Origin of the sequence: Gilliamella sp. Occ3-1, assembly GCF_001690655.1 — a bacterium.
GTDB classification, from domain to species: domain Bacteria; phylum Pseudomonadota; class Gammaproteobacteria; order Enterobacterales; family Orbaceae; genus Gilliamella; species Gilliamella apicola_P.
This window is the reverse complement of record NZ_LZHQ01000027.1, coordinates 21,042-43,260: the sequence shown is the minus strand read 5'-3', so window position 1 is coordinate 43,260 and position 22,219 is coordinate 21,042. Positions and strand designations below refer to the sequence as shown.

The window sequence follows — 22,219 nt, the reverse complement described above, 5'->3', positions numbered from 1 at the left end:
ATTTGTTGCAAATAATACAGTGATTTTACCTGAATAATTTAAAAGATCTTAATGATTCTCTTAGTAAAAAGTTCACTAACATTGTCATATTTGATCAATAAAGTAATAATCAAAATAATGACAGACTGGTTAAAAACGATTATGTTATTTAATAAATTTGTAACTAGTAAGAAGTTTAAAGATAAATTTAAAGGAGATAATTATGAAAGATCGTTTAAAGTGGATTGATGAATTTGGTTTTTTAGGTGAGACAGCAAGTGGGCATTCGCTAGTGATGGATGGCGGTATTGAACATGGCGGTCGTAATCGTGGATCTCGCCCTATGGAGCTTTTATTGCATGGTGCAGCTGGTTGTATGGCTTATGATATTATTGCGATTTTAAAAAATAAAAAAAAAGATGTTCGTGATCTTTGGATAGATATTGATAAAACTCAAGCAGGATCCTCTCCTAAAGTGTATACGTCAATTAATTTTCATATTGTCATTACGGGTATTAATATCGATAACGAAACAGTCGAAACAGCCGTAAAACTTGCATCAGAAGAATATTGCAGTGCCTCTATCATGCTTGGTAAAACAGCAAAAATGTCTTATACCTATGAGGTTAAAGAATATCACTAAAGTATTTTTTTATAACAAATAATTATAATCTAATAACAAGCTGATCTTAGCACGTTGTGAATTAATCATTTAATATTTCATCAATTACTGATAATTGCGCTAGAGAATGATTATGCAACAGTTAAATAAAAATATGCGATTCCGGGATTTAGTCATTCTGGGATTGCTTTTTATTGGTCCAGCAGCACCTGTAGGATTATTTGGTGTTTTAGATGCGATAAGTGATGGTGCAGTTGCTTTGGTTTATATCATAGCAACTTTTGTAATGGCATTTACCGCGCTTTCTTACGCCAGAATGGCAAACGCTTTACCGCATGCGGGAGCTGTTTATGCTTATTGTTCTATTGGCATTCATCCTAGTGCTGGATTTTTAGTAGGCTGGTTGCTGTTACTTGATTATATGTTTATCCCTGCGGTTGCGTACTTATTTAGCGGTATATCGTTCAATGCATTGATTCCCGAAGTACCAATATGGGTATGGACATGTTTAGCTGTTATGTTAACTACTACGCTGAATTTAGTTGGTGTTAGAAAATCGACTAAAATTACGTTAATCATCTTGATATTTGAAATTATTATATTACTTGCTGTGTTATCTGTTGGTATTTGGATAATAGCCACTAATGGTAGTAACAGAGATTGGTTACTACCTTTTATTGGTGGTGATTTATTCAGTTGGAGTAATTTATTTAATGCTGTGTCTATTGCTGTACTATCTTATTTGGGATTTGACGCTATTGCTACTTTTTCAGAAGAAAATGGCGGACCTCATAATTTAGTTAGTAAAGCGATTATATGTTGTTTAATTTTAGCTGGTTGTTTATTTGTGCTACAAATTTATGTCGGTAGCTTACTAAACCCTTATAACCCTGAATATTTGCGTAGTCATCCAGAACTACAAGGTAAAGTTTACTATCATATTGTTAATCAAGAAATTAATTTATGGTTAGGATGGGCGCTAGGTTTAATGAAAGCTATTGGTGCATCATTTGCAGCAATGGTTGGACAAGCCGCAGCAAGTCGTCTTTTATTCAGTATGGGGCGTGACAAACGTTTACCTTCATTTTTTGCAAAAGTGGGAAAAAAAAGTGGTGTACCTACAATGGCTATTATATTTGCAGCGCTATTTAATTTATGTTTAGTTGTTATTGCTGCTAATAATGCTAAAGGGTTGCCAACTTTAGTCTCATTTGTTGATATTGGAGCATTAACTGCATTTATCATGTTACATTTATCTGTAATTGGCTATTTTAAGTTTAAAAAAGGCTCAAAAGGATGGTTTTCGTGGTTTTTAGATGTCTTTATGCCTATTATAGGTATTTTAGTGCTATTACCTGTATTATTACATATTGATAATGACGCAAAAATGGTCGGTATTATTTGGTTAGTTATTGGAATGATCATTCTCTATTTAAACAAAAATAAAACCAAGCTATTGTGGTTAGAGAAAAATAACAAATAACAAATAACAAATAACAAATAACAAATAACAAATAACAAATTCAATACGTTTGTTATAAACTTATAGCATTTAGATTATATAATAAATTATCCCATCTTTATTCTGGTGTTATAACTAAATGCTATTAGAAATATTACGTGGTGCTTTTATTTCAGCTAGTCTAATTATTGCTATTGGTGCTCAAAATTTATTTGTACTCAAGCAAGAATTATTAAAAAATCATATCTTTTATGTGTCGGCAATTTGTTTTGTTTGTGATTTTGCCTTAATGTCAATTGTGATTTTTGGGGTAGGTACTTTTATTCGTAGCAATTCTTTAATTACTAATATTTTAGCAATCTCTGGGGCGATTTTTTTAGTTTGGTATGGTTTTTGTGCGTTTAAAAATGCAATTAAAGGCACAAGTAGCATGCAAATAGAATCTAACTTACTAAACAATAACAACTTATTAAAAGTTGTACTGGCAACTTTGGCTGTTACACTACTTAATCCTCATGTCTATTTGGATACTGTTGTTATTGTGGGTGGAATTGCTGGCACATTAACTAATGAACAAAAATTTGCATTTTTTGATTGGTGCAGTTAGTGTTTCATTCATCTGGTTTTTTTAGTCTTGGTTATGGTGCAAAATTACTCATACCGCTATTTAGAAAGAAAAGAATGTGGGTAATATTGGACAGGATAATTGGTGCTGTAATGATGTATATCGCTTGTAAATTATTAATCGATTTGATTTATAAAAACTAATTATATCGTTTGCCCGTGATAAGTTGTTAGTTTTGTTTTTATATATTTATTACAGTATTTTCTCTAATTACAACAAATAATGCGATTAATTTCTACAAATTAAGAATGTGACGATTATCACAATTACATTCAATTGTTAAATTATAGGATATCTTCTTTAACTTATTAGTGATAATTTACATAGTATGAATTTAGACTATTACTGTATATTCAGTTAGTTATACAGGTAAAAATAAGCAACATAATTCATCATAGTATAGATTATCAGATCATTTGTTATTGTTTATTCAAATCAGCTATTTTAAAAATTTAATATTAATAATAAATGTGTGTAATACGTCACTTAAGGAAATAAGATGAAAAGAAATATTTCAAAACCAGCGCTATTAATTAGTGCTATTCTAACAACAAGTCCATTATTTGCGATTGATCAAGTCAAACTTGAGAGTTATCAATTAAAAAAAATCATTGTGGATAATCTTGAGTTTAAGGATATGGATAAAGATGGAAAACTAACGCCATATGAGGATTGGCGTTTATCACCACAACAACGTGCGCAGGATCTTCTTTCAAGAATGTCATTAGAAGAAAAAGCAGGGGTAATGATGCATGGTAATGCGCCAAGTTTAAATAATGAAATCGGGCGTGGTGATAAGTACGATTTCGAAAAACTTACCGTATTAATTTTGAATGATAAGGTTAACAGCTTTATTACCCGATTAGAGGTTAACCCTAAAGATTTAGCAGAGCAAAATAATCAGTTACAAAAAATAGCTGAATCCTCTCGTTTAGCCATCCCATTGACTATAAGTGTTGATCCTAGAAATACGTTTTATTATGGGAATGAATTAGGTATAAAAAGTGGTTTTAGCCAATGGCCTGGTACATTAGGAATGGCGGCTATTGGTCGTGAAAAAGATATCAATAAATATGGTGATATTATTCGGCAAGAATATAGAGCATTAGGAGTAACGCAAGCATTATCGCCAATGGCGGATTTAGCTACCGAACCTCGTTGGGCTCGTTTTGAAGGTACGTTTGGTGAAAATCCTGAACTAAGTAAAAAGATGGTTAGAGGTTATATATCAGGAATACAAGGTGTAGATGGTTTAAATTCACGAAGTGTAGCCGCTGTTGTTAAACATTGGGTGGGGTATGGCGCTGCCGAAAATGGTTTTGACAGTCATAGTGCTTATGGTAAATATGCACTTTTTACACAAAAAGATAGTTTAAAGGAGCATATCATCCCATTTACTGGCGCCTTTGAAGCAAACGTTGCTGGTGTTATGCCAACTTATTCTATATTAAAAAATGCCGAATTAAATAATCATAAACTTGATGCTGTTGGCGGCGGATTTAATTCTTTTTTATTAAAAGACTTGTTACGCGATACCTATAAATTTAAAGGTGTTATTATGAGTGATTGGAATATTACAAATGATTGTAATGAAGTTTGTATTAATGGTACTCCTCAAGGAGTTAAACCTAAAGTAGAAGGGATGCCGTGGGGTGTGGAAAATTTAACCAAAGAGCAGCGTTTTATTAAAGCTATTCAAGCCGGCATTCAACAATTTGGTGGAGTTAGTGATAGTTCAATTATTGTAACTGCTGTTAATAATAAAAAAATTGATGAAGAATATATAGATAAAGCAGTTTTAGCTATTTTGATTCAAAAATTTTCTTTAGGTCAATTTGAAAACTCTTATGTTGATCCGAGCAAAACAAGTTTTGTTGGTAACAGGCATTTTCAAAAAGTTGCTAATCAAGCTCAATATAATTCACTTGTATTACTTGAAAATAAACAAAAAATCCTACCGTTAAATTTCAATAATAAAATCTATTTACATGGTTTTTTACCCGATACTAGAAATCTTTTAAAAAATAAAGTTAATATAGTAGATAAGTTAGAACAAGCTGATGTCATAGTAGTTAGAATAAACGCACCTTACGAACAAAATCATAAAGGTTACTTTTTTGGTTTAGAGCATCATGAGGGCTCATTAGCATTCCAGCCTAACGATAAAAATATTGAATTTATTGAGTATGCAAGTAAAACGCATCCTGTCATTGTTACTATTTATTTAGATAGACCAGCAATTCTTACTCCTTTAAAACAATATTCTAGCGCAATAATTGCCAATTTTGGGGTAAATGATGTGGTACTATTTGATAGATTATTTGATAATAAACCTTATGTAGCTAAAATGCCATTTTCATTACCTGATTCTATGGATAGTGTGAAACAACAATACTCAGATTTACCAAACGATATGAAAACACTATATCAGTTTGGTTATGGTTTAATTGATTAATTATAATAAGTATAGCTAAAAGAAAATAGATGGTCGTAAGCTTGGTTATTTGACATGTTATGTTTCTCACTCATTCGAAACGACATGTTGGTATTTCTTAATTAGATTGATTGGATTTATTTAGGAACTATTCAATAAAATGGTGGGTCGTGAGCGATTCGAACGCTCGACCAACGGATTAAAAGTCCGCTGCTCTACCGACTGAGCTAACGACCCATCTAAAGATGGTGGGTGATACCGGGTTCGAACCAGTGACCCCCTCCTTGTAAGGGAGGTGCTCTCCCAACTGAGCTAATCACCCCAAGGTTTCATTACTGAAACGTCACGGTAAAGATTGGTGGGTGATACCGGGTTCGAACCAGTGACCCCCTCCTTGTAAGGGAGGTGCTCTCCCAACTGAGCTAATCACCCTTACCGTGTGGATGTGCATTATAAGGCACGTCTTATTTCAGTCAACCTTTTTTTTTAAAATTCTCTAAAATTCGCTTCGTTCGATTTAATTTTAGACGTTTTTTGGGTGATGGTTCGCAAAAATCGCTTTTGTCGGTTTTTATTTAGGAAAAGATGGTTATGATTAAGCGATTCTGTTACCAGAAACTAGAAGATAATCCATCATGATTTTTAATAAAAGTAGCGTCATTATTTATATAGAACCTACTATTTTACGCTATAGGATTGAAAATTCAGTCAAGAAAAATGCTACAACAGCCACTAGCAAAGGTTTTATTGTATTTAATTATCAAAATGAAACTGATATAGATGTTTTTATTGATGAGTTACGAAAAAAAAATTCTGTGCGTACAATATTTGAACTTAATTTGGATATTAATTTAATTCAAATACAACAATTAACCTTACCTGATGTAAAGCTAAATTTAAATGAATTGATTTTATATGTTGAAGCTAACATCTATAAATTATTCCAAGTACCGACTAAAAGTGTGTTTTTTGATTTTGTTTATTCAACTGAACATAAAAAACAAATTACAGTGATGATAGTTGAACGTCATTATATTGAAAATTGGGTCAATCTTTTTAAAAAGCATCAACGACAATTAACCTTTGTAGGTTGTCGATTTGAAAATAATAAAGTTAATTTTTTACCTTGGCGGCAAGAAAAACATGCAAAACATCAACGACAATTGATAGGAGTGGTTATTGGATTTATGGGCATAATAAGTTGTTTGCTCTGTTATTTGTGGATACAAGCTCAAAATGATTTACAAACTTATGATGAAAAATTACTACACCAGCAAAAGATAGTACAAAAATTAACTGAAGAATTAGCTAATTATTTGCCTAATCCGTCATTAAGCCAAAAACAAATTCAGCAATCCCTATTATTGCTTTCAGCGCAGTTACCTTCAGTAATTTGGCTTGATTCTTTCTATTATGAACCTAAAAAATTAGTGATAGAAGGGCAAAGCTTTAGTTATGTCGAACTTACTCATTTTAATCAAAATTTGTTAATGCTAAAAAGTATCGCTAAAAGTCAAATAAAGACAGTATCGACCAATAAAAATAATTTATTTTTTGAAATGGAAATGGAACTTAATGAACCGTGATTTTTTCTATCGCCCAGTTTGGCAACAATATGCCTTGTGTATTTTATGCTGTTTGATATTTTTTGTTATTGTTTATCAACTTTTCATTAAAGAAAACCAGCAACAAGCTGCGCTAAAGGCCAAGCTATATCAGCAAAAGATTACTGAAATTGAATCGTTACAGGCAAAAGTAAGGCGTTATCAGTCAAGTAAAAATAGTTTATATAGTTTGATATCTGAAAAAGAACTAGCACAGGTTATCGAACAAAATCATTTAGCATTAAGTTCCTTTAAACATTATCAAACTGACAATACGGTTAATTGGGATATTGAATTAGAAGGGCAATTTTTTGATTTTATGGCTTTAATTTCATCATTAACGGATGATTTTTATTATCTTGATTTTCAGAATCTAAAAATCAGCAAGCAAGAACAGCAGTTACAGATCATGTTTACGCTATTATTTAAAAAAGGCATAAAGTGAAACGTTATCTCTATCAATTTATTAACTTATTAATTGCTATCTGTTTTGAACTAAAGGCTGATATGTCTTTAGAACGAGATCCTTTTCAACAAAATAACTCTGTTTCTTGTAGTGAGCAAACGGCGTTACTGCTTGAACAAATTCAAGTTTGGCATTTTAGGGGAAGCATGAATCAAATTGATCAGAATTATCAGCAAATTTGGTTAATATCTGAAAATCAATGGTTAGCTATAACCGATGATGTGGTGCCTAACGTTTTGTTTCCTTGGCGTTTGCAATCTTTATTAAACAATAAAATAACGTGGCAAGCCGATTTACCTGATTATTGCCATAGTACTGTATCATGGACAATGTCGCTAAATGAATAATAACAATAGTAAAAATCAAACGTATCAATGGTTAGATCAATGTATTTGCAGATTGACTAAAGCAAAAATAAGTTTGTTAACTATAATAATTTTTATATTTTTAACAATGGTTATAAATGCAACTCATGCTAATATGAAGAAATCAGTAAATGTCGATTCGCAAAAAAATATCTCAATGACATTTTACCAAACCGACATTGCAATTATCTTACAAGCTTTAGCCGATAGTCAGCAGATGAATTTAGTCATGTCCGAAGATATACCAATTAAGCAAACTATTAAACTCAACGATGTTGATTGGCACAAAGCGCTAAAGATCATATTGGATTCGGCAAATTTACAAGCCGAAGTTGATGATAATATTTTGTTCGTTTCTAAAGCGATAGAACCAGAATTTTCATTAAAAAAACAACAATCCGAACAAAAAGAGAAAGAATTAAACCAGCCACTTAGTTCTTTGCCTATAGCAGTTAATCATGCAGACCCAACCACCTTAATTGAAACAATTCAACAACAAGGATTATTATCAGAACGGGGTAAGGTTGCGATCGATAAGCGGACAAATTCACTTATTATTACCGATTTAGCTAAACAATTTGCTAATATCCAAAAATTAGTTAAAACGATGGATAAACCAATGCCTCAAGTTCATATTTCAGCGCATATTGTTACCATGAATGAAGAGAGTATGTCAGAGCTGGGTATAAAATGGGGATATTCAGGAAAATCATCGCAACTATTAGATAAGTTTGATGTGGGGCTTGGCGCTAGTTACCCCACTACAACTGTAGGTTTTAATTTAACTAAAATATCTGGTCATTTACTTAATTTAGAATTGTCAGCACTTGAATCAGAAAATCAACTTGAAATTATAGCCAGTCCTAATTTGTTAACAGCTAATCAAAATATGGCATCGATAAAACAAGGCACTGAAATCCCTTACGAGGTTTCTAGTGGTAATAATGGTTCTACATCTATTGAATTTAAGTCTGCGGTTTTGGGGTTAGAAGTTACTCCTAAAATACTATCAGATAATCGGATAATTTTAGATTTATATATTACGCAAAATACAGCTGGTCGCTCAATAAAGCGTAGTGATGGTGGTGAAGCGCTAGCTATTGATACGCAAGAGATCAAAACACAAGTTCAAATAAAAAATGGCGAAACAGTAGTATTAGGGGGAATATTTCAACAATTTAATACTAAAAGTAAAGAAAAGGTACCTAGTGTAGGTGACATGTCAATTATTGGAAATTTATTTAGACATAACAGTAATAAACAACAAAAACGAGAGCTAGTTATTTTTATTACACCTCAATTGGTTGAGTAAATGTCAACAGAGTTGTATCATACTTTAACTTATTTTAGCGTTTGCTTTGATAAGTGATTTGTATTTTAAAGTATCTTATTTAAGTCATTATTATTACGATTATTATAAAAGTAGAGAATATTATGCATGTTGTTGCTTCTGATTTAGACGGCACTTTATTAACTCCTGAACATAGCTTATCGCCTTATACCAAACAAGTTCTTCAAGCGCTACGTAAAAAAGGTATTCATTTTGTTTTTGCTACTGGTAGACACCACATTGATGTCGCTCAAATGCGAGAAAATATGGAAATTGATGCATTCATGATAACAGCAAATGGTGCTAGGGTGCATGATAGCGAAGGCAATCTAATTTTTAGTCAAAGTATTGAACCATCGCTTGTCAGTGAGGTAGCAAAAATGAGCATGAATGATCCTTTAGTTTATACTCATTTATATCGAGGTGATCATTGGCTAATTAATAAAGAAGATTCATATTCATTAGAATTTTATCGAGAGACAAATTTTACTTATCAATTATTTAATCCACTTAATTTTGATACCAGCGATGTTGCTAAAATTTATTTTACTACTACAGATAATGCACTTTACCCACATTTGGTTCAATTAAAAAATCGACTTGATGCAAAATTTGGTGGCAGGCTTAGCGTTGCTTTTTCAACTTTAAATTGCCTTGAAGTAATGGCAGAAAATGTGTCTAAGGGCAGCGCACTAAAAAAAGTGGTAGAAAAATTAGGTTATAGCTTAAAAAATAGCATTGCTTTTGGTGATGGTATGAATGACTACGAAATGTTAAAAGTCGCGGGTAAAGGCTGTATAATGCAAAATGGAAGCTCGGAATTAAAAGCATTATTGCCCGAATTAGAGGTTATTGGATCAAATGCTCAAGATGCTGTGACCCATTATCTAAGTAATATTTTTTTATAATTATCAAATATCATTTAAAGATGAATATAACTATTGACAAAGAACTCAATACGCTTGGATTGCGTTGTCCTGAACCTATTATGTTGATTAGAAAAGCGATCCGAGAACTATCTATAGGACAAGTTCTTTATGTGATCGCTGATGATTTTGCAACTACTCGTGATGTACCTAGCTTTTGCCGCCATATGGATCATCAATTACTGTCATTGCAAATAGAATCTCAACCTTATCAGTATTGGATCAAAAAATCTCATTAATGTAACGATTTTTATGACAAAAAGTTTCAGGAAAGTAGGTGTTTGTGTCAAGTTAATTCGATTTGCTTTAAGTAAAAACGTAATGTACGCCAATAGTTAGGTTGAAGATTATCAACCATTAATAACAGCGTACAGCGTTTGCCATTATGTCGGGATTTTAAATTCAAAATAATGATATAACGAAATATCAACGGTTTATGTATTAAGTACCAACGTTGTTTGTGCCAGTATATTTGATTGATACAGTGAAATAACGCAAATTCGCCTTTAATAGTTTTGAAATAACATAGGCAGTGCCAGTATTCTATTATTAATAATAGAATAATAACAAAGGTATAACAATTTAAGGATGTGTTAGCAAACATAACTAAACAAAGTGCGATTAACACTGAGTAAAAAAGAGTTGAGATCAGTAATTGTATCTTTGATATGCTAAGTTTTATGCTCCACATAATTCCGTCTTTACTGGTTAAATTAGAATTATTTCATTATTTGGTAAAAAATCACTTAAAATAAAGATAAAGATGGGAGATAATGCTCATAATTTTAGCGTGTTTTAATAAACAAGACATCGGCCATTAGCATTTCTTTTAATGTCAATGTGATGATCTTGACCTGAAAGCAGTTTTACTAAATTTAGCGCAGAGAGAATTCTCGTGCCATTATTTTTGCCTTAAAATTTAGAAAGGAAAGATTTGTGATATTAATTAGAGTGTTAAATTTTCTTCTAAAATTATTCATTGGCTTATTTCTTTGCGGCTTGATTATTGGCATTGCAGGTTATGCTCATTATTCGAAGGATCTTCCCGATGTTGCAACATTAAAAAATGTTAAATTGCAAACACCAATGCAAGTATTAAGTAAGGATGGAGAAATAATTGCCATTTTTGGAGAACGGCGCAGGACTCCTTTGAGATATGATAAAATTCCCCCAATAGTTATTAATGCTGTTATTGCAACCGAAGATGCCCGTTTCCATGAGCATTTTGGTATCGATCCAATTGGTATTGTTCGAGCGATGTATGTTGGTTTAAAGCAGAAAGGATTTTCTCAAGGTGGAAGTACAATTACGCAACAAGTCGCTAAGAACTTTTTCTTAACACCTGAAAAAAGCATAACGCGTAAAGTCAAAGAAATGATTTTAGCTATCCGTATGGAAAAAGAGTTATCAAAAGAAGAAATCATGGCACTATACCTTAACATGATTAACTTTGGTTCTAGAGCATATGGTGTTGCAGCAGCATCTTATACTTTTTTTGGTAAAACACCTGATCAGTTAACTGTTGATGAAGCGGCTTTATTAGCCGGTTTACCAAATGCGCCATCAGCTTACAACCCAATTTCACATCCAGAACGCGCATTAACAAGGCGCAATTGGGTACTAGGACGAATGCTAGATCAATCCTATATTACTCAAGCAGAATATTACGCAGCGATTAGAAAACCGCTAGGTGCTAACTACCATTCACCACAAATTGAGTTTTCGGCGCCTTATGTTGCCGAAATGGCACGTCAATTCATGTATGACAAATTTGGCGAAAATGCTTACACAGATGGCTATAAGGTCTATACGACTATATCAAAAACTGATCAAATAGCCGCAACAGAAACGGTGCAAAAGCATATTATTGATTATGATATCAGGCACGGGTATCGTGGTGCTGAAAAAGTATTATGGCAACCGAACGAAACTCCATGGGATTTTGAACAGATCCATCAGACCCTTAATAAATACATATGCTATGCTGGCATATGTCCAGCTGTAGTGATGACATCTTCAGATAAAGAAGCAACAGCGGTATTATCTGATAAAAGTAATATTACTATAGCATATGAAAATATGAAATGGGCTCGCCCATTTATTAGCGATACAAGACAAGGCGCTTACCCAAGAAAAGTCTCTGACACCATAAAGGTAGGACAGTTAATTTGGGTCAAAAAAACTGGTGATAATTGGGAATTATCACAAATCCCAGCTGTTAATGCTGCACTAGTATCACTTGATTCAGACAATGGTGCGATCAAAGCAATTGTTGGTGGTTATGATTTTAATTTGAGTAAATTTAATCGAGCAACGCAAGCAATTCGACAATTAGGCTCGAATATTAAACCATTTATTTATACCTCAACATTAGAGCAAGGTTTAACAATGGCGACACTTCTTAATGACGCACCTATTGTCCGTTCTGCAGGTAGTGCAATATGGCGTCCAAAAAACTCACCACCTACCTATGCAGGGCCTCTACGTTTAAGAATTGGGCTAGGAATGTCTAAAAATGTAATGATGGTAAGAGCATTGCGTGCAGTTGGTATAGATTATGCCGCAACTTATTTAGAGCGTTTTGGATTTCCTAAAGAAAACATTTCTCATAATGAATCGTTGGCTTTAGGCTCGGCTTCATTTACGCCATTGCAAGTGGCAAGAGCTTACTCGGTTATCACTAACGGAGGTTATTTAATAACACCATATTTAATTGAAAAAATTGAGGAAAATGATGGTAATGGTGTAATTTATCAGCATCAACCTTTGATTGCTTGTCACAATTGTGCTGATGATGAGATCATTGCTGAATCAACACCAGCATCACTTGCTAATGTTAAAAGTGAATCAAATATTAATGAAGAGCCAGACAAAGAAAACTTAAAAGCAGATGATAATTTAGTCTTACCTAATATTAACACTGATAATATTAACACTGATGTAATGCCAAAATATGCACCACACACAGTAAATAGTGGTATTGCGTTTATTATGAAAGATGGTCTTCGCTCTATCGTATTTGGTGGTTCAGATTGGCAAGGTACTGCATGGCGTGCAAAAGAATTGGGTAGAAAAGATGTAGGTGGTAAAACGGGAACAACTAACTCATCTAAGGACGTTTGGTTTTCTGGATTTGGTGGTAATATTGTGACCACTGTTTGGATGGGATTTGATGATCACCGCCGTGAGTTGGGTCGAACTTTTCGAGCAGAAGCAGGCGCAGTAACTGCAAATCCAATATGGGTTGATTATATGAAAGTAGCTCTAAAAGATGTACCAGTAATAGAAGATGTAAAACCACAAAATGTAATTTCTGTCACTATCGATCAAAAAACGGGTTTATTACCTCAATCAGGCTCTAAAAAAATGTCAGAGTACTTTATAAAAGGTACCGAACCGACAACTTATGCGATCCAAGAGGTGGGCACGGAAGTAACAGATTCAGAAGGTAATACTTCTGAACTATTCTGATAAAGGATTTAACATGAATGGTTCAATAAGAATTATTGGCGGAAAATGGCGCGGGCGTAAATTGTCGGTACTAGACAAACAAGGATTACGCCCAACTACCGATCGAATCAAAGAAACCCTATACAACTGGTTAATGCCAGTTATACATGATAGTGATTGTTTGGACTGCTTTTCGGGTAGTGGCTCATTAGGCTTTGAAGCCGCATCAAGAGGTGCCCAAAGAGTTACTTTGCTTGAAAAAGATAAACAAGTAGCGCAACTACTTATCAAAAATAAACAGATTATTGCTAGCGACGCACTCGATATTTATCATACCGACACTTTACAGTGGCTAAACAGACCTGCTGTAAAACAGTTTGATATTGTATTTATCGATCCGCCATTTCATCAATCATTAGTCGAAAAAACGGTTAGCGAGCTTGAGAATAATAACTGGCTAAAGCCGTCAGCTTATATTTATATTGAAATAGAAATACAGCATGATCTAACAACTTATATTCCAACTAACTGGCGCCTACATCGTGAAAAGACTGCAGGGCAAGTTCACAGCTATCTATTTATACGAGAAAAATAATTAATGTTCATCTTTATTGGTAAAACCTTATATTCATTAATGTGGTTATTTTTATTATTTAACTTAATCTACCCATATCCAAAACCGGCAAATGTTGTTGCCAATATTGGCCTAATCGCCTTTACTGTTACTCATGGCTTACAAGCTTGGATGTTAAACTCAACCATGACCAAACAAGAAAAACAACAAGACAAATTTAAAGTGTTACGGTTATTTTTATTTGGTGTTTTTGAATCACTTAGTTGGAAAGACAAAAAATAATAATAAAAAGAGGTTGCGAGATACAAAAATTTTTGTATAATGCTCACCACTTCTTACAAAGCACTTCAATAAGCGGGAATAGCTCAGTTGGTAGAGCACGACCTTGCCAAGGTCGGGGTCGCGAGTTCGAACCTCGTTTCCCGCTCCAATAAAATATCTATTTAGTATAAAAGTAAATTTATATCCCATGCTGTGTTAACTAACGAAAGTTATTAGTTGAGTGTAAAAAATTAAATAAAATCAATGTAATATAGGATCGATTTTATGGCAAATAATATAAATGTTTTAAGCTTAAAATTATGCTTAAGTATTTATTGGTCAGTCTACTAAATGTAATTCTGATATTAGGCTAAAAGCGTAAACATTAGTAACTAATTTTGTTTTTATAGCTAAAGCGTGAGTGGCAATCATCATATTTAACTGAACAAATACTTTTAAATTAGTTTTCAATTTGAAAGCGTCGCTTTTTCCTTTTTCGCCAATGAAATAAAACACAATAGCGAAGCAAATGTCAGAATGGTTACAGTGCCCCATACCGTTCGCCATCCGTAGCTATGGGCGATATCAGTAATGATAATAGGAGTTAGAAACGAAGTGATAAATACGGTAGTGCCAATCATACCCAAGGCTGTTCCCGCACGTTCAATGCCCGCTTTCACTGCTACCTCGGTATAAGCAATACCGTGCCACGCATGGCCAAATAACCCCGTTAACACAATAAATATAATGCCGATATATGTATTACTCACCATTAAACAAAGCATTAAAGATAAAGATGCCATTCCGCCAAGTATGGCGTAATATTTTAATAAGGCAATACGATTCTTTTTTTTGTCTGTATAGTAACCTGACCAGATCCTGAGCAGCCCACCACCAATCTGAACACCAATAAGAATAATAGCTATTGATGTTAAATCTATATGTAGGTTATCACGCATATAGATGCTACCAAATGTGAGTACTGCCATTTGAGGTACCGTTAGAAAACCCGCAGCCATAACGACCCTCCAAACTGCCCCAGTTTTTAGTGGGGGAGGGGATAGTGAGGGTTGATTTTGGTGTATATTTTGATTCACTCTGTTTAGTGTTGATAAACAATACAACTACAAGACCAACGCTAAAGCCTGTGGTAGCTAATACAATAAACATCAGTTCAAATCCATATGAATAGGATAACCAAGGCAGTAGTCCAGTTCCAATCGCACCGCCAACTGGGATTGCGGTTTGACGAACACTCATAGCAAATCCACGTTCACTATCATCAAACCATGACATCACAGTTCTGCCTGATGATGAGTTAATACTACCGCTGAAAGCTCCTGTTACAACTAGTGCTACTCCCAAATGTAAATATTTAACACCACCAAGTGAAGCTTCTGGCGTGAGTGATATAGCGATTAAGGCATACATTATAGCTGACGACCATAACCCAAAAATCAAAACCTTTTTGTCACCTAATTTATCTGTCAGGATCCCCCAAATTATCTCTGAAGCTGCAACACCTAATCCCATTGCTCCTAAAACGAAACCAAGTTCGTATAATGAAAAATGATAAGTATCTCGCATTAAAAATTCCAGTAATGGGTATGCCAGCAAAACCCATCGCAAATGTTGCTTGTGCCAGAACACCAATTCCAAGCACAAACCAACGATAATTATTTTTTTTATCCATTTAATTTTTCCTTACTTAATTGCATACCAATTGGTATGTTTTGATTTATGGTATTCTATTTATTTGTATAAGTAAAATTAAATAAATTTCAGTGAATTATTTGCATTTATTAATTATTTTAATTTTAATTAGTATATAGGGTGTTTTTTGTGTTACCGTACCAATTAGTATGTTTTATTAATATAATTGGAGGTAATAATGACTAATGTAGCAATTAATGGTTTTGGTCGTATTGGGCGTAGTTTTGTCCGTGCATTGCAGGATTGTTCACACGACATAAAAATTGTTGCGATCAATGATCTGGGTTCAATTGATCAGCTCGCTCATCTTTTAAAATATGACACAACATTTGGACGTTTTACTAAAAGTATTGATGTAAAAAAAGGTTGTTTAATTATTGACGGTCAAGAAATTGCGGTATATCAAGAACGTGATCCTGAGTCTCTCCCATGGGCTAAACATCAAGTTGATGTGGTATTAGAATCAACAGGTGTATTTAATGATGGCACAAGAGCACAGTCTCATATTAAAGCTGGAGCTAAAAAAGTGCTCATTTCTGCTCCAGCAAAAAATGTCGATTTAACTATTGTTCAGGGGGTGAATGAGCATTTATATAACAAAGATGAACACCACATTATTTCTAATGCTTCATGTACAACAAATTGTTTAGCTCCTTTAGTTAAAGTGTTACATGAGAATTTTGGAATTAAATCAGGCTTTATGACAACCATTCATGCTTATACGCAGGATCAAAATCTTCAGGACGCACCGCATAGGGATATGAGGCGAGCACGAAGTGCAGCGCAAAATATTGTTCCAACTTCAACTGGTGCTGCGCAGTCAATTGGACTTGTTTTTCCTGAATTAAAAGGCAAATTAGATGGTGGTTCGGTGCGTGTTCCTGTCATTACTGGATCCATGATAGATCTTACATTAAATCTAGAGAAAGAAGTGACAGTACAATTAGTAAATGATACTATCAAAAAAGCTGTAAACTTGAAAAAAATGGATGGTATTCTTGCCTATACAGAAGATGAAATTGTTTCTTCTGATATTATTGGCAATCCAACTTCCTCTATTTTTGATTCTAAGCTAACTAAAGTAATGGATGGTACTTTACTCAAAGTTGTCAGTTGGTACGACAATGAATGGGGTTTTTCAAATCGTTTGGTGGATACCATTTTACAAATTAAATAATTAGTTAATTAAACATACCGTCAATTGATGGTGTGTTGAGTTATAGCAATATGAATAACGAACAAAAAACTAAACAAAATTCCAGAGAAAAGCTCATTATTGCTATGGCTGATCTCTTATTAGAAAAAGGTCTAGCAAATACTAGCCCTAAAGATATTTTAAAGCGGTCAGGTGTTGGACAAGGTAGTCTTTACCACCATTTCAACGGTAAAGAAGATTTGGCCTTATATGCTATAACTTATAATGTAGAACAGTTAATAAGTATCAATGCTTCAGTACTAAATACTAATACAAATGCTTATAATAAACTGTCAAATTTGCTATTAAAACCTCGTAATATACAACGAGGCTGTTTAGTTGGTCAAATGGCACGGGATCGGTCTATTATGACAAATCCTCATTTAGCGGCAGAAGTTACACGCGGATTTTTGACAATGAAAAAAACGTTAGAAAATCTTATAAGAATGGGAATTTCGGATGGAAGTATTTCTAATATTCTTGCACCGTTAGAAGCAGTAACACTGATCATATCCACTTTGCAAGGCGCTTATATTTCAGCAAAAGGATTGCAAGATGATTCCTATTTTCATCTAACAATCAATTCGCTATTGAAAATATTTACGCCAAAATCATAATTTATTTTTGTTTAATTTGTGTTGATTACAAACAATAAAATAATTATACCGTCATTTATAGCTCAATAAAGTAACTCATTTTTTATTTATTGTTTTTTTCTATTTCGCAATGGACATAAACCAATCCTCCATTTTTGGATTTTGATGCGAGAAGAAAAAACTATGCCAGTATCTAAAGTAGTAATGAGCTTTATCTCTTGTTCTGAAAGGGCAAAGTTCAAAAGGCGATCTGGGTAAAATTGCTAACGCCGATGGCTTTAGCCTTGCCTTTTTCGTAAGCTTCTTCCATTAATCGGTAAGCATAATAGTAGTCATTAAATGGCTGGTGAATTAATAATAAATCAATATAATCTGTTTTTAATTTGCGTAATGATTCTTCTATTGATTGCTTGGCTTTGTAGTTAGCGTTGGTGATCCATATTTTTGTGGTAATAATAGTTCTTGGCGGGGAATGCCACATTTTGTATGGCATTGCCAACCTGACGTATTTTAAAAATTAAGACCTGTTTTAGATGGACGGTAAATCCATCTAACATTCATTATTTAGCCAAATTTAAAATATTAGCAATGACCTGCTTGCTATAAATGTCGCTCATTTGCCAATCAATAGCGTTTTGTGCTGCATTGTCTACGATCAGTTTTAGATCCTGTTGGTTAATATTGAGTTGCTCAAGTGTAGTTGGTGTGCCTATTTTGTTAAACCAGGCTCTTAATGCTTCAATACCTTGTTCAGCCGTTGATAAACCAAAAATCTCTTTAGCAAAACGTTGGAACTGTTTTGGATTACGATCGTGATACCAAGTCATCCAAGCTGGCATAACAACTGATAATCCAGCACCGTGTGGTACATCACAGATTGCACTCATTGCATGTTCGATCATATGGTTGGGGTAGCTAAAGCCAGCTGTACCTAGATAGGTTAAACCATTTAAAGCCAGCGTTGCCGCCCAAGCAAATTCACCACGTGCATCTAAATCATTGGGATTTTGTAGAAGTATTTCGGTGGTACGGATCACGGTTTTTATATTAGCTTCGATTAGTAAATTAATGAGTTCAGGCTGTATCGATGCAGTAAAGTACCCTTCAATGGAATGGGCGATAATATCAGCGGCCGAATACACTAGATAATCACAACTGATTGTGGTTTGAAGTTGAGGATTAATTACCGATACTTTCGGAAATAAACTAAAACCATGAATTGGATATTTTTGTTTAGTTTTTTCGTTTGTGACAACACCACCATTGTTCATTTCACTACCAGTTGCAGCTAAGGTCATTATATCAAATATATTAAGTGCTTTGGTTACTGGGGAGCCAGTAAAGAAGTCCCATACATCTCCATCGTATAAACTACCAGCGGCAATCGCTTTTACACTATCTAAGCAGGAGCCACCGCCAATACTAAGTACGCTATCGGCGCCAAATTTTTTAGCGATAGTGATCCCCTCTTGAACTTTGCTTAAAATGGGATTACTTTTAATTTTACTACATTCGGTGAATTCAATGCCGTATTCACGCAAGCTTGCTGTTACATTATCAAATAAACCAGATTGTTTGATGCGATCACTACCAAAGACAATTAATACTCTTTTGGCACCAAACTCCTTCATATAGCGACCCATGTTTTTTTCTTTATCGATACCAAATTCTATACGAGTTGGATTTTGAAAACTAAATTCATACATCGTGTTATTCCTTATACTAGACGTTTAATAAAAATTAGTCGGTTAGATCCCACCAAAATTTTGCTGTGGCACCGCCATCAATTAACATATCACTACCAGTAATATAAGCTCCTTTTTCGGACATAATGAGTTCGGCTAGGTTAGCAATTTCATCTGGCGATCCACCACGACCTACTGGTAATTCTTTAAGCATTTTGCGGTAAAAATCTTTACGATCGCCATTGAGTTCTTCATTGGCTAAAGGTGTATGGATAATACCTGCACTAATACAGTTTATTCTTGCACCACGATGCCCCCAGTTGACCGCTTCTGCCTGCACTCTTAAGGCATTTCCTTTTTTGGCTAGTTGATAAGCTTTTAAACTATCATTTACTTCTTTAATAAAAGGTAAATTGAGTAATGCTTCTGTGGGTGTTAAGGCTAGGGCTTTAGTTTGTTCCAATGTAAGCGGGTCTAAGCGATGTGATGATTGTGAACCAATGACCAAAGCCGAACTACCTTTTGCCATTACCCCACTAAATGCATCAAATAACAGGGCGTTACCATATAAATCGACTTCAAAGATTCGCTGTGCAGATGCTTGGGAAGGCGATACACCAGCCGTGTTGACTAAGCCCATTATTTTGCCTAATCCAGTGGCCGTCTCTACCAGTTTATTGACCGATACTCGATTTGATACATCGCAAGCGATAGTATGGGTATTATATCCAGCATTACGCAGTTCTTGAGCCTGTTTTTCAGCATTTTCAATTTTTAAATCGGCTAATAACAGTACTTTACCCACCGCTATACGCCTGGCTATACCTATTGCCCCAGATCCACTTAAAACAATAACTTCTTTTGACATTGTAGAGCTCCCTTTTAATTAGTTATATCGCAAATAATTAAACTTTGGCTATACCTAAATTTTCACGCATGGCATATCTTGGATTTTTGATTAATTTATTAATTTAATAATAACGTCATTTTAACGAGAGCTTTTATTGAGATAAATGGGTGGTTGTTTTATAGTGTAGTGAATTAAATTCACTAATAAAATGCAATTATGTACAACCTTAATGAGTTAAATTACTTTATTACCGTAGCACAAACCAGCAGTTTTGTTAAAGCAGGGCAACGATTGGGAATTTCCTCATCAGCGTTAAGTCATAGTATGCGAAATCTAGAGACCCGATTAAATTTGCGTTTATTTAATCGTAATACTCGTAATGTATCACTGACTGAAGCAGGAGAACAACTATACCGAAAGCTATCCCCTTTATTTGACTCGATTAATCAAGAGGTGAACGCACTAAACAATTTTATTAATATACCTTCAGGAACGATCAGGATAAACGCGCCAAGTATCGCTGTAGAACATATTATTTATCCAAAATTACGCGATTTTTTACCCCGTTATCCGCTGATTAAGGTCGAAATTCAAGCCGATAATAGTTGGGCTGACATTGTTAAACAAGGTTTTGATATGGGATGTCGTTTAGGAAGTGATTTAGCCAAAGAGATGATTGCTGTAAAAATATCACCGCCCTTAAAAATGGCTTTAGTTGCTAGCCCTGAATATTTAATCGGAAAAGTGATACCGAAACAAATTAAAGAGTTAGATGAACATCGCTTAATTGGTATGAGAATATCCTCACAGCACGGAACTGAATTGCCATGGGAGTTTACGCAAGCAGGAAAGATGATTAAATATCACCCTCATTCACAATTTATGATTAATAATCATTTGCGTAAGCAAGCGGCTTTAGATGGTTTAGGCATCACTTGGACGGCTAAAGCCGATATTGAAAAGGAATTAACATCGGGGTCATTAGTTGAGTTGTTAACCGAGTTTGCTATCACTTATGACTCTTTTTACCTTTACTATCCAAGTCGCAAAGGACATTCAAATGTTTTTAAATTGATTATAGATTTGTTAAAGTATGAGTGATAGGCTTGGATAGTTACTATATTCATCCTAATGCTTATTAAACTCTTCTGAAAAGATATGTAGCTATTGACTGGTATAAAAGTTGATCATTACCTTTTTGTTAAGGATAGCCTGTTTTGTTTTATGTCCTTCCCAAAAAATTAGATAAAAATTATTTATAAGCACAGTTGAATAACTTATCGACCTCCAAAACAACTCCATAAATTGGTTATCGTATCGATCATTTATTGATATAAAAATAAAAAAAGATTGTAGACAGGATGATTATGTGAATTTTTGACTGATACGATAGTTATTATATATTTTTACAAATAAGTGTTAGCTTGTTCCTTGATATTCACGTCTTTTATTGGAATAAATACATTCAATAATATAAAAAATTGGGCTAACACATCATTAATCAAAACTGTGTCAAGCTAAATTGAGAATTATTTGATTAAATTCACACATAAACCTTACATGTAAAATCATCAATACCGACAATTAAATATTTTCTTTTTTTTTACTATATCCTTAATTTTTTAATAAAATAGATCGTTTTTTAATCAGTCAACATATTAAAAGTAAATTATTTGAAATTTTTTTGATTAATTGCTAGCCTTTTTACATTAAACAGTGTAATATATGAAAACTTTCTGAAAAGAAGGTAAATAAAACATTAAAAAACAAGTAAATATTTACAGAATATTTATGAAATATATAAAAAGGAGAAAATAATGATGTATTTATCAACAGTTCGCGCAAAAGCAAGAAATTTTTTAGGTAAATTTGTTAAAAGTGAACGTGGTGTAACTGCAATTGAATATGCAATTGTAGCTGCGGGTGTAGCCGTAGTTGTTATGGTTATTTTTAAATCAGATGGTCCAGTTGCTCAGATGTTAAGTGGTACATTTAACCAATTAAAATCCAAAATGGATGGTATTATTAATACTATTGGCGGTTAATAATTATATCAAGGAGGTATTAGTCATGCCTGGTTGA

The 22,219-nt window shown here is 33.7% G+C and carries 23 protein-coding genes and 4 tRNA genes; 18 read left to right on the top strand and 9 right to left on the bottom strand.

The annotated features are described in order from the left end of the window. Positions 1–202 precede the first annotated feature (202 nt). From A9G43_RS07650 to A9G43_RS07635, 4 genes are all read left to right on the top strand, one after another. Positions 203–622 (top strand): OsmC family protein, encoded by a 420-nt coding sequence (locus tag A9G43_RS07650; protein WP_065607987.1) that lies wholly within the window; start codon positions 203–205, stop codon positions 620–622. A gap of 112 nt (positions 623–734) precedes the next feature. Next, positions 735–2,084 carry an APC family permease gene (locus A9G43_RS07645; RefSeq protein ID WP_218058641.1) on the top strand — a complete coding sequence of 450 codons (1,350 nt, stop codon included), beginning with the start codon at positions 735–737 and terminating at the stop codon, positions 2,082–2,084. A 118-nt stretch (positions 2,085–2,202) separates the two neighbouring features. Continuing rightward, positions 2,203–2,670: a LysE/ArgO family amino acid transporter gene (locus A9G43_RS07640; RefSeq protein ID WP_218058640.1), complete on the top strand. Its 468-nt coding sequence runs from the start codon at positions 2,203–2,205 to the stop codon at positions 2,668–2,670. Positions 2,671–3,187: 517 nt separating this feature from the next. Next, on the top strand, positions 3,188–5,143 hold the full coding sequence (locus tag A9G43_RS07635; protein WP_065607985.1) for a glycoside hydrolase family 3 protein: 1,956 nt from the start codon (positions 3,188–3,190) through the stop codon (positions 5,141–5,143). 140 nt (positions 5,144–5,283) lie between these two features. Here the strand turns inward: A9G43_RS07635 and A9G43_RS07630 are convergent. The 3 genes from A9G43_RS07630 to A9G43_RS07620 form a co-directional block, all read right to left on the bottom strand. After that, positions 5,284–5,359, bottom strand: a tRNA-Lys gene (locus A9G43_RS07630). Positions 5,360–5,368: 9 nt separating this feature from the next. Next, positions 5,369–5,444, bottom strand: a tRNA-Val gene (locus A9G43_RS07625). A gap of 34 nt (positions 5,445–5,478) precedes the next feature. Beyond that, positions 5,479–5,554, bottom strand: a tRNA-Val gene (locus tag A9G43_RS07620). Between the two features lie 203 nt (positions 5,555–5,757). Between A9G43_RS07620 and A9G43_RS07615 the strand changes: the two genes are divergently transcribed. The 6 genes from A9G43_RS07615 to tusA all read left to right on the top strand — a co-directional run bounded on the left by A9G43_RS07615 (position 5,758) and on the right by tusA (position 10,052). After that, the gene (locus A9G43_RS07615) at positions 5,758–6,708 is read left to right on the top strand and encodes a PilN domain-containing protein (RefSeq protein WP_065607983.1); all 951 of its coding nucleotides are present in this window, start codon (positions 5,758–5,760) and stop codon (positions 6,706–6,708) included. Beyond that, positions 6,698–7,171, top strand: a complete 474-nt coding sequence (locus A9G43_RS07610; protein WP_065607981.1) for a hypothetical protein — start codon at positions 6,698–6,700, stop codon at positions 7,169–7,171. Before A9G43_RS07615 ends, A9G43_RS07610 begins: the two co-directional genes overlap by 11 nt. Beyond that, positions 7,168–7,539 (top strand): hypothetical protein, encoded by a 372-nt coding sequence (locus tag A9G43_RS07605; RefSeq protein WP_065607979.1) that lies wholly within the window; start codon positions 7,168–7,170, stop codon positions 7,537–7,539. The genes A9G43_RS07610 and A9G43_RS07605 overlap by 4 nt, the downstream gene beginning before the upstream one ends. A 133-nt stretch (positions 7,540–7,672) precedes the next feature. After that, positions 7,673–8,869, top strand: a complete 1,197-nt coding sequence (locus tag A9G43_RS07600) for a secretin N-terminal domain-containing protein (RefSeq protein WP_081298087.1) — start codon at positions 7,673–7,675, stop codon at positions 8,867–8,869. A gap of 119 nt (positions 8,870–8,988) precedes the next feature. Further along, positions 8,989–9,795 (top strand): Cof-type HAD-IIB family hydrolase, encoded by an 807-nt coding sequence (locus A9G43_RS07595; RefSeq protein ID WP_065607976.1) that lies wholly within the window; start codon positions 8,989–8,991, stop codon positions 9,793–9,795. A gap of 20 nt (positions 9,796–9,815) precedes the next feature. Beyond that, on the top strand, positions 9,816–10,052 hold the full coding sequence (tusA, locus tag A9G43_RS07590) for a sulfurtransferase TusA (protein WP_065589573.1): 237 nt from the start codon (positions 9,816–9,818) through the stop codon (positions 10,050–10,052). 47 nt (positions 10,053–10,099) lie between these two features. Here tusA and A9G43_RS11395 read toward each other — a convergent pair whose 3' ends face one another. After that, the gene (locus A9G43_RS11395; protein ID WP_081298074.1) at positions 10,100–10,504 is read right to left on the bottom strand and encodes a protein YgfX; all 405 of its coding nucleotides are present in this window, start codon (positions 10,502–10,504) and stop codon (positions 10,100–10,102) included. Positions 10,505–10,749: 245 nt separating this feature from the next. Between A9G43_RS11395 and A9G43_RS07585 the strand changes: the two genes are divergently transcribed. The 4 genes from A9G43_RS07585 to A9G43_RS07570 all read left to right on the top strand — a co-directional run bounded on the left by A9G43_RS07585 (position 10,750) and on the right by A9G43_RS07570 (position 14,267). Next, on the top strand, positions 10,750–13,284 hold the full coding sequence (locus A9G43_RS07585; protein ID WP_218058638.1) for a PBP1A family penicillin-binding protein: 2,535 nt from the start codon (positions 10,750–10,752) through the stop codon (positions 13,282–13,284). 13 nt (positions 13,285–13,297) lie between these two features. Continuing rightward, the gene (gene rsmD, locus A9G43_RS07580) at positions 13,298–13,858 is read left to right on the top strand and encodes a 16S rRNA (guanine(966)-N(2))-methyltransferase RsmD (protein WP_065607974.1); all 561 of its coding nucleotides are present in this window, start codon (positions 13,298–13,300) and stop codon (positions 13,856–13,858) included. Positions 13,859–13,861: 3 nt separating this feature from the next. Beyond that, complete coding sequence (locus A9G43_RS07575; protein WP_065607972.1) at positions 13,862–14,119, top strand: DUF1145 domain-containing protein; 258 nt, start codon at positions 13,862–13,864, stop codon at positions 14,117–14,119. 72 nt (positions 14,120–14,191) lie between these two features. Next, positions 14,192–14,267 (top strand) — tRNA-Gly (locus A9G43_RS07570). A gap of 298 nt (positions 14,268–14,565) precedes the next feature. On the opposite strand, the gene A9G43_RS07565 is transcribed toward A9G43_RS07570, so the two are convergent. Next, positions 14,566–15,117, bottom strand: a complete 552-nt coding sequence (locus tag A9G43_RS07565; protein WP_081298073.1) for an MFS transporter — start codon at positions 15,115–15,117, stop codon at positions 14,566–14,568. After that, positions 15,065–15,685: an MFS transporter gene (locus A9G43_RS07560; protein ID WP_065607968.1), complete on the bottom strand. Its 621-nt coding sequence runs from the start codon at positions 15,683–15,685 to the stop codon at positions 15,065–15,067. The genes A9G43_RS07565 and A9G43_RS07560 overlap by 53 nt, the downstream gene beginning before the upstream one ends. A 301-nt stretch (positions 15,686–15,986) precedes the next feature. Here A9G43_RS07560 and gap point away from each other — a divergent pair, with 301 nt between their 5' ends. Then, complete coding sequence (gene gap, locus A9G43_RS07555; protein ID WP_065608191.1) at positions 15,987–16,988, top strand: type I glyceraldehyde-3-phosphate dehydrogenase; 1,002 nt, start codon at positions 15,987–15,989, stop codon at positions 16,986–16,988. A gap of 50 nt (positions 16,989–17,038) precedes the next feature. Then, positions 17,039–17,623, top strand: a complete 585-nt coding sequence (locus tag A9G43_RS07550; RefSeq protein WP_065607966.1) for a TetR/AcrR family transcriptional regulator — start codon at positions 17,039–17,041, stop codon at positions 17,621–17,623. Positions 17,624–17,840: 217 nt separating this feature from the next. Here the strand turns inward: A9G43_RS07550 and A9G43_RS11150 are convergent, their stop codons facing one another. From A9G43_RS11150 to A9G43_RS07535, 3 genes are all read right to left on the bottom strand, one after another. After that, on the bottom strand, positions 17,841–18,095 hold the full coding sequence (locus A9G43_RS11150) for an aldo/keto reductase (RefSeq protein WP_218058637.1): 255 nt from the start codon (positions 18,093–18,095) through the stop codon (positions 17,841–17,843). Between the two features lie 67 nt (positions 18,096–18,162). After that, entirely contained in the window at positions 18,163–19,308 is a 1,146-nt protein-coding gene (locus A9G43_RS07540; RefSeq protein WP_065607961.1) for an iron-containing alcohol dehydrogenase, read from the bottom strand. Between the two features lie 34 nt (positions 19,309–19,342). Then, entirely contained in the window at positions 19,343–20,155 is an 813-nt protein-coding gene (locus tag A9G43_RS07535; protein WP_065607959.1) for an SDR family oxidoreductase, read from the bottom strand. Between the two features lie 198 nt (positions 20,156–20,353). On the opposite strand from A9G43_RS07535, the gene A9G43_RS07530 reads away from it, so the two are divergent. Then, positions 20,354–21,238 carry a LysR family transcriptional regulator gene (locus A9G43_RS07530; protein WP_065607957.1) on the top strand — a complete coding sequence of 295 codons (885 nt, stop codon included), beginning with the start codon at positions 20,354–20,356 and terminating at the stop codon, positions 21,236–21,238. A 716-nt stretch (positions 21,239–21,954) separates the two neighbouring features. Beyond that, positions 21,955–22,182, top strand: a complete 228-nt coding sequence (locus A9G43_RS07525) for a Flp family type IVb pilin (protein WP_218058636.1) — start codon at positions 21,955–21,957, stop codon at positions 22,180–22,182. Positions 22,183–22,219: the final 37 nt, after the last annotated feature.

What these genes read in the sequence shown, in the direction of transcription:
- A9G43_RS07600 (WP_081298087.1), top strand. Translation starts at nt 7,673, where the DNA reads ATGAAGAAATCAGTAAATGTCGATTCGCAAAAAAATATCTCAATGACA.
- A9G43_RS07565 (WP_081298073.1), bottom strand. Translation starts at nt 15,117, where the DNA reads ATGGCTGCGGGTTTTCTAACGGTACCTCAAATGGCAGTACTCACATTT.
- A9G43_RS07575 (WP_065607972.1), top strand. Translation starts at nt 13,862, where the DNA reads ATGTTCATCTTTATTGGTAAAACCTTATATTCATTAATGTGGTTATTT.
- A9G43_RS07615 (WP_065607983.1), top strand. Translation starts at nt 5,758, where the DNA reads ATGATTTTTAATAAAAGTAGCGTCATTATTTATATAGAACCTACTATT.
- A9G43_RS07640 (WP_218058640.1), top strand. Translation starts at nt 2,203, where the DNA reads ATGCTATTAGAAATATTACGTGGTGCTTTTATTTCAGCTAGTCTAATT.
- A9G43_RS07525 (WP_218058636.1), top strand. Translation starts at nt 21,955, where the DNA reads ATGATGTATTTATCAACAGTTCGCGCAAAAGCAAGAAATTTTTTAGGT.
- A9G43_RS07645 (WP_218058641.1), top strand. Translation starts at nt 735, where the DNA reads ATGCAACAGTTAAATAAAAATATGCGATTCCGGGATTTAGTCATTCTG.
- A9G43_RS07540 (WP_065607961.1), bottom strand. Translation starts at nt 19,308, where the DNA reads ATGTATGAATTTAGTTTTCAAAATCCAACTCGTATAGAATTTGGTATC.
- A9G43_RS07530 (WP_065607957.1), top strand. Translation starts at nt 20,354, where the DNA reads ATGTACAACCTTAATGAGTTAAATTACTTTATTACCGTAGCACAAACC.
- A9G43_RS07550 (WP_065607966.1), top strand. Translation starts at nt 17,039, where the DNA reads ATGAATAACGAACAAAAAACTAAACAAAATTCCAGAGAAAAGCTCATT.
- A9G43_RS11150 (WP_218058637.1), bottom strand. Translation starts at nt 18,095, where the DNA reads ATGCCATACAAAATGTGGCATTCCCCGCCAAGAACTATTATTACCACA.
- tusA (WP_065589573.1), top strand. Translation starts at nt 9,816, where the DNA reads ATGAATATAACTATTGACAAAGAACTCAATACGCTTGGATTGCGTTGT.
- A9G43_RS07610 (WP_065607981.1), top strand. Translation starts at nt 6,698, where the DNA reads ATGAACCGTGATTTTTTCTATCGCCCAGTTTGGCAACAATATGCCTTG.
- A9G43_RS07560 (WP_065607968.1), bottom strand. Translation starts at nt 15,685, where the DNA reads ATGCGAGATACTTATCATTTTTCATTATACGAACTTGGTTTCGTTTTA.
- rsmD (WP_065607974.1), top strand. Translation starts at nt 13,298, where the DNA reads ATGAATGGTTCAATAAGAATTATTGGCGGAAAATGGCGCGGGCGTAAA.
- A9G43_RS07650 (WP_065607987.1), top strand. Translation starts at nt 203, where the DNA reads ATGAAAGATCGTTTAAAGTGGATTGATGAATTTGGTTTTTTAGGTGAG.
- A9G43_RS07635 (WP_065607985.1), top strand. Translation starts at nt 3,188, where the DNA reads ATGAAAAGAAATATTTCAAAACCAGCGCTATTAATTAGTGCTATTCTA.
- A9G43_RS11395 (WP_081298074.1), bottom strand. Translation starts at nt 10,504, where the DNA reads ATGTGGAGCATAAAACTTAGCATATCAAAGATACAATTACTGATCTCA.
- A9G43_RS07535 (WP_065607959.1), bottom strand. Translation starts at nt 20,155, where the DNA reads ATGTCAAAAGAAGTTATTGTTTTAAGTGGATCTGGGGCAATAGGTATA.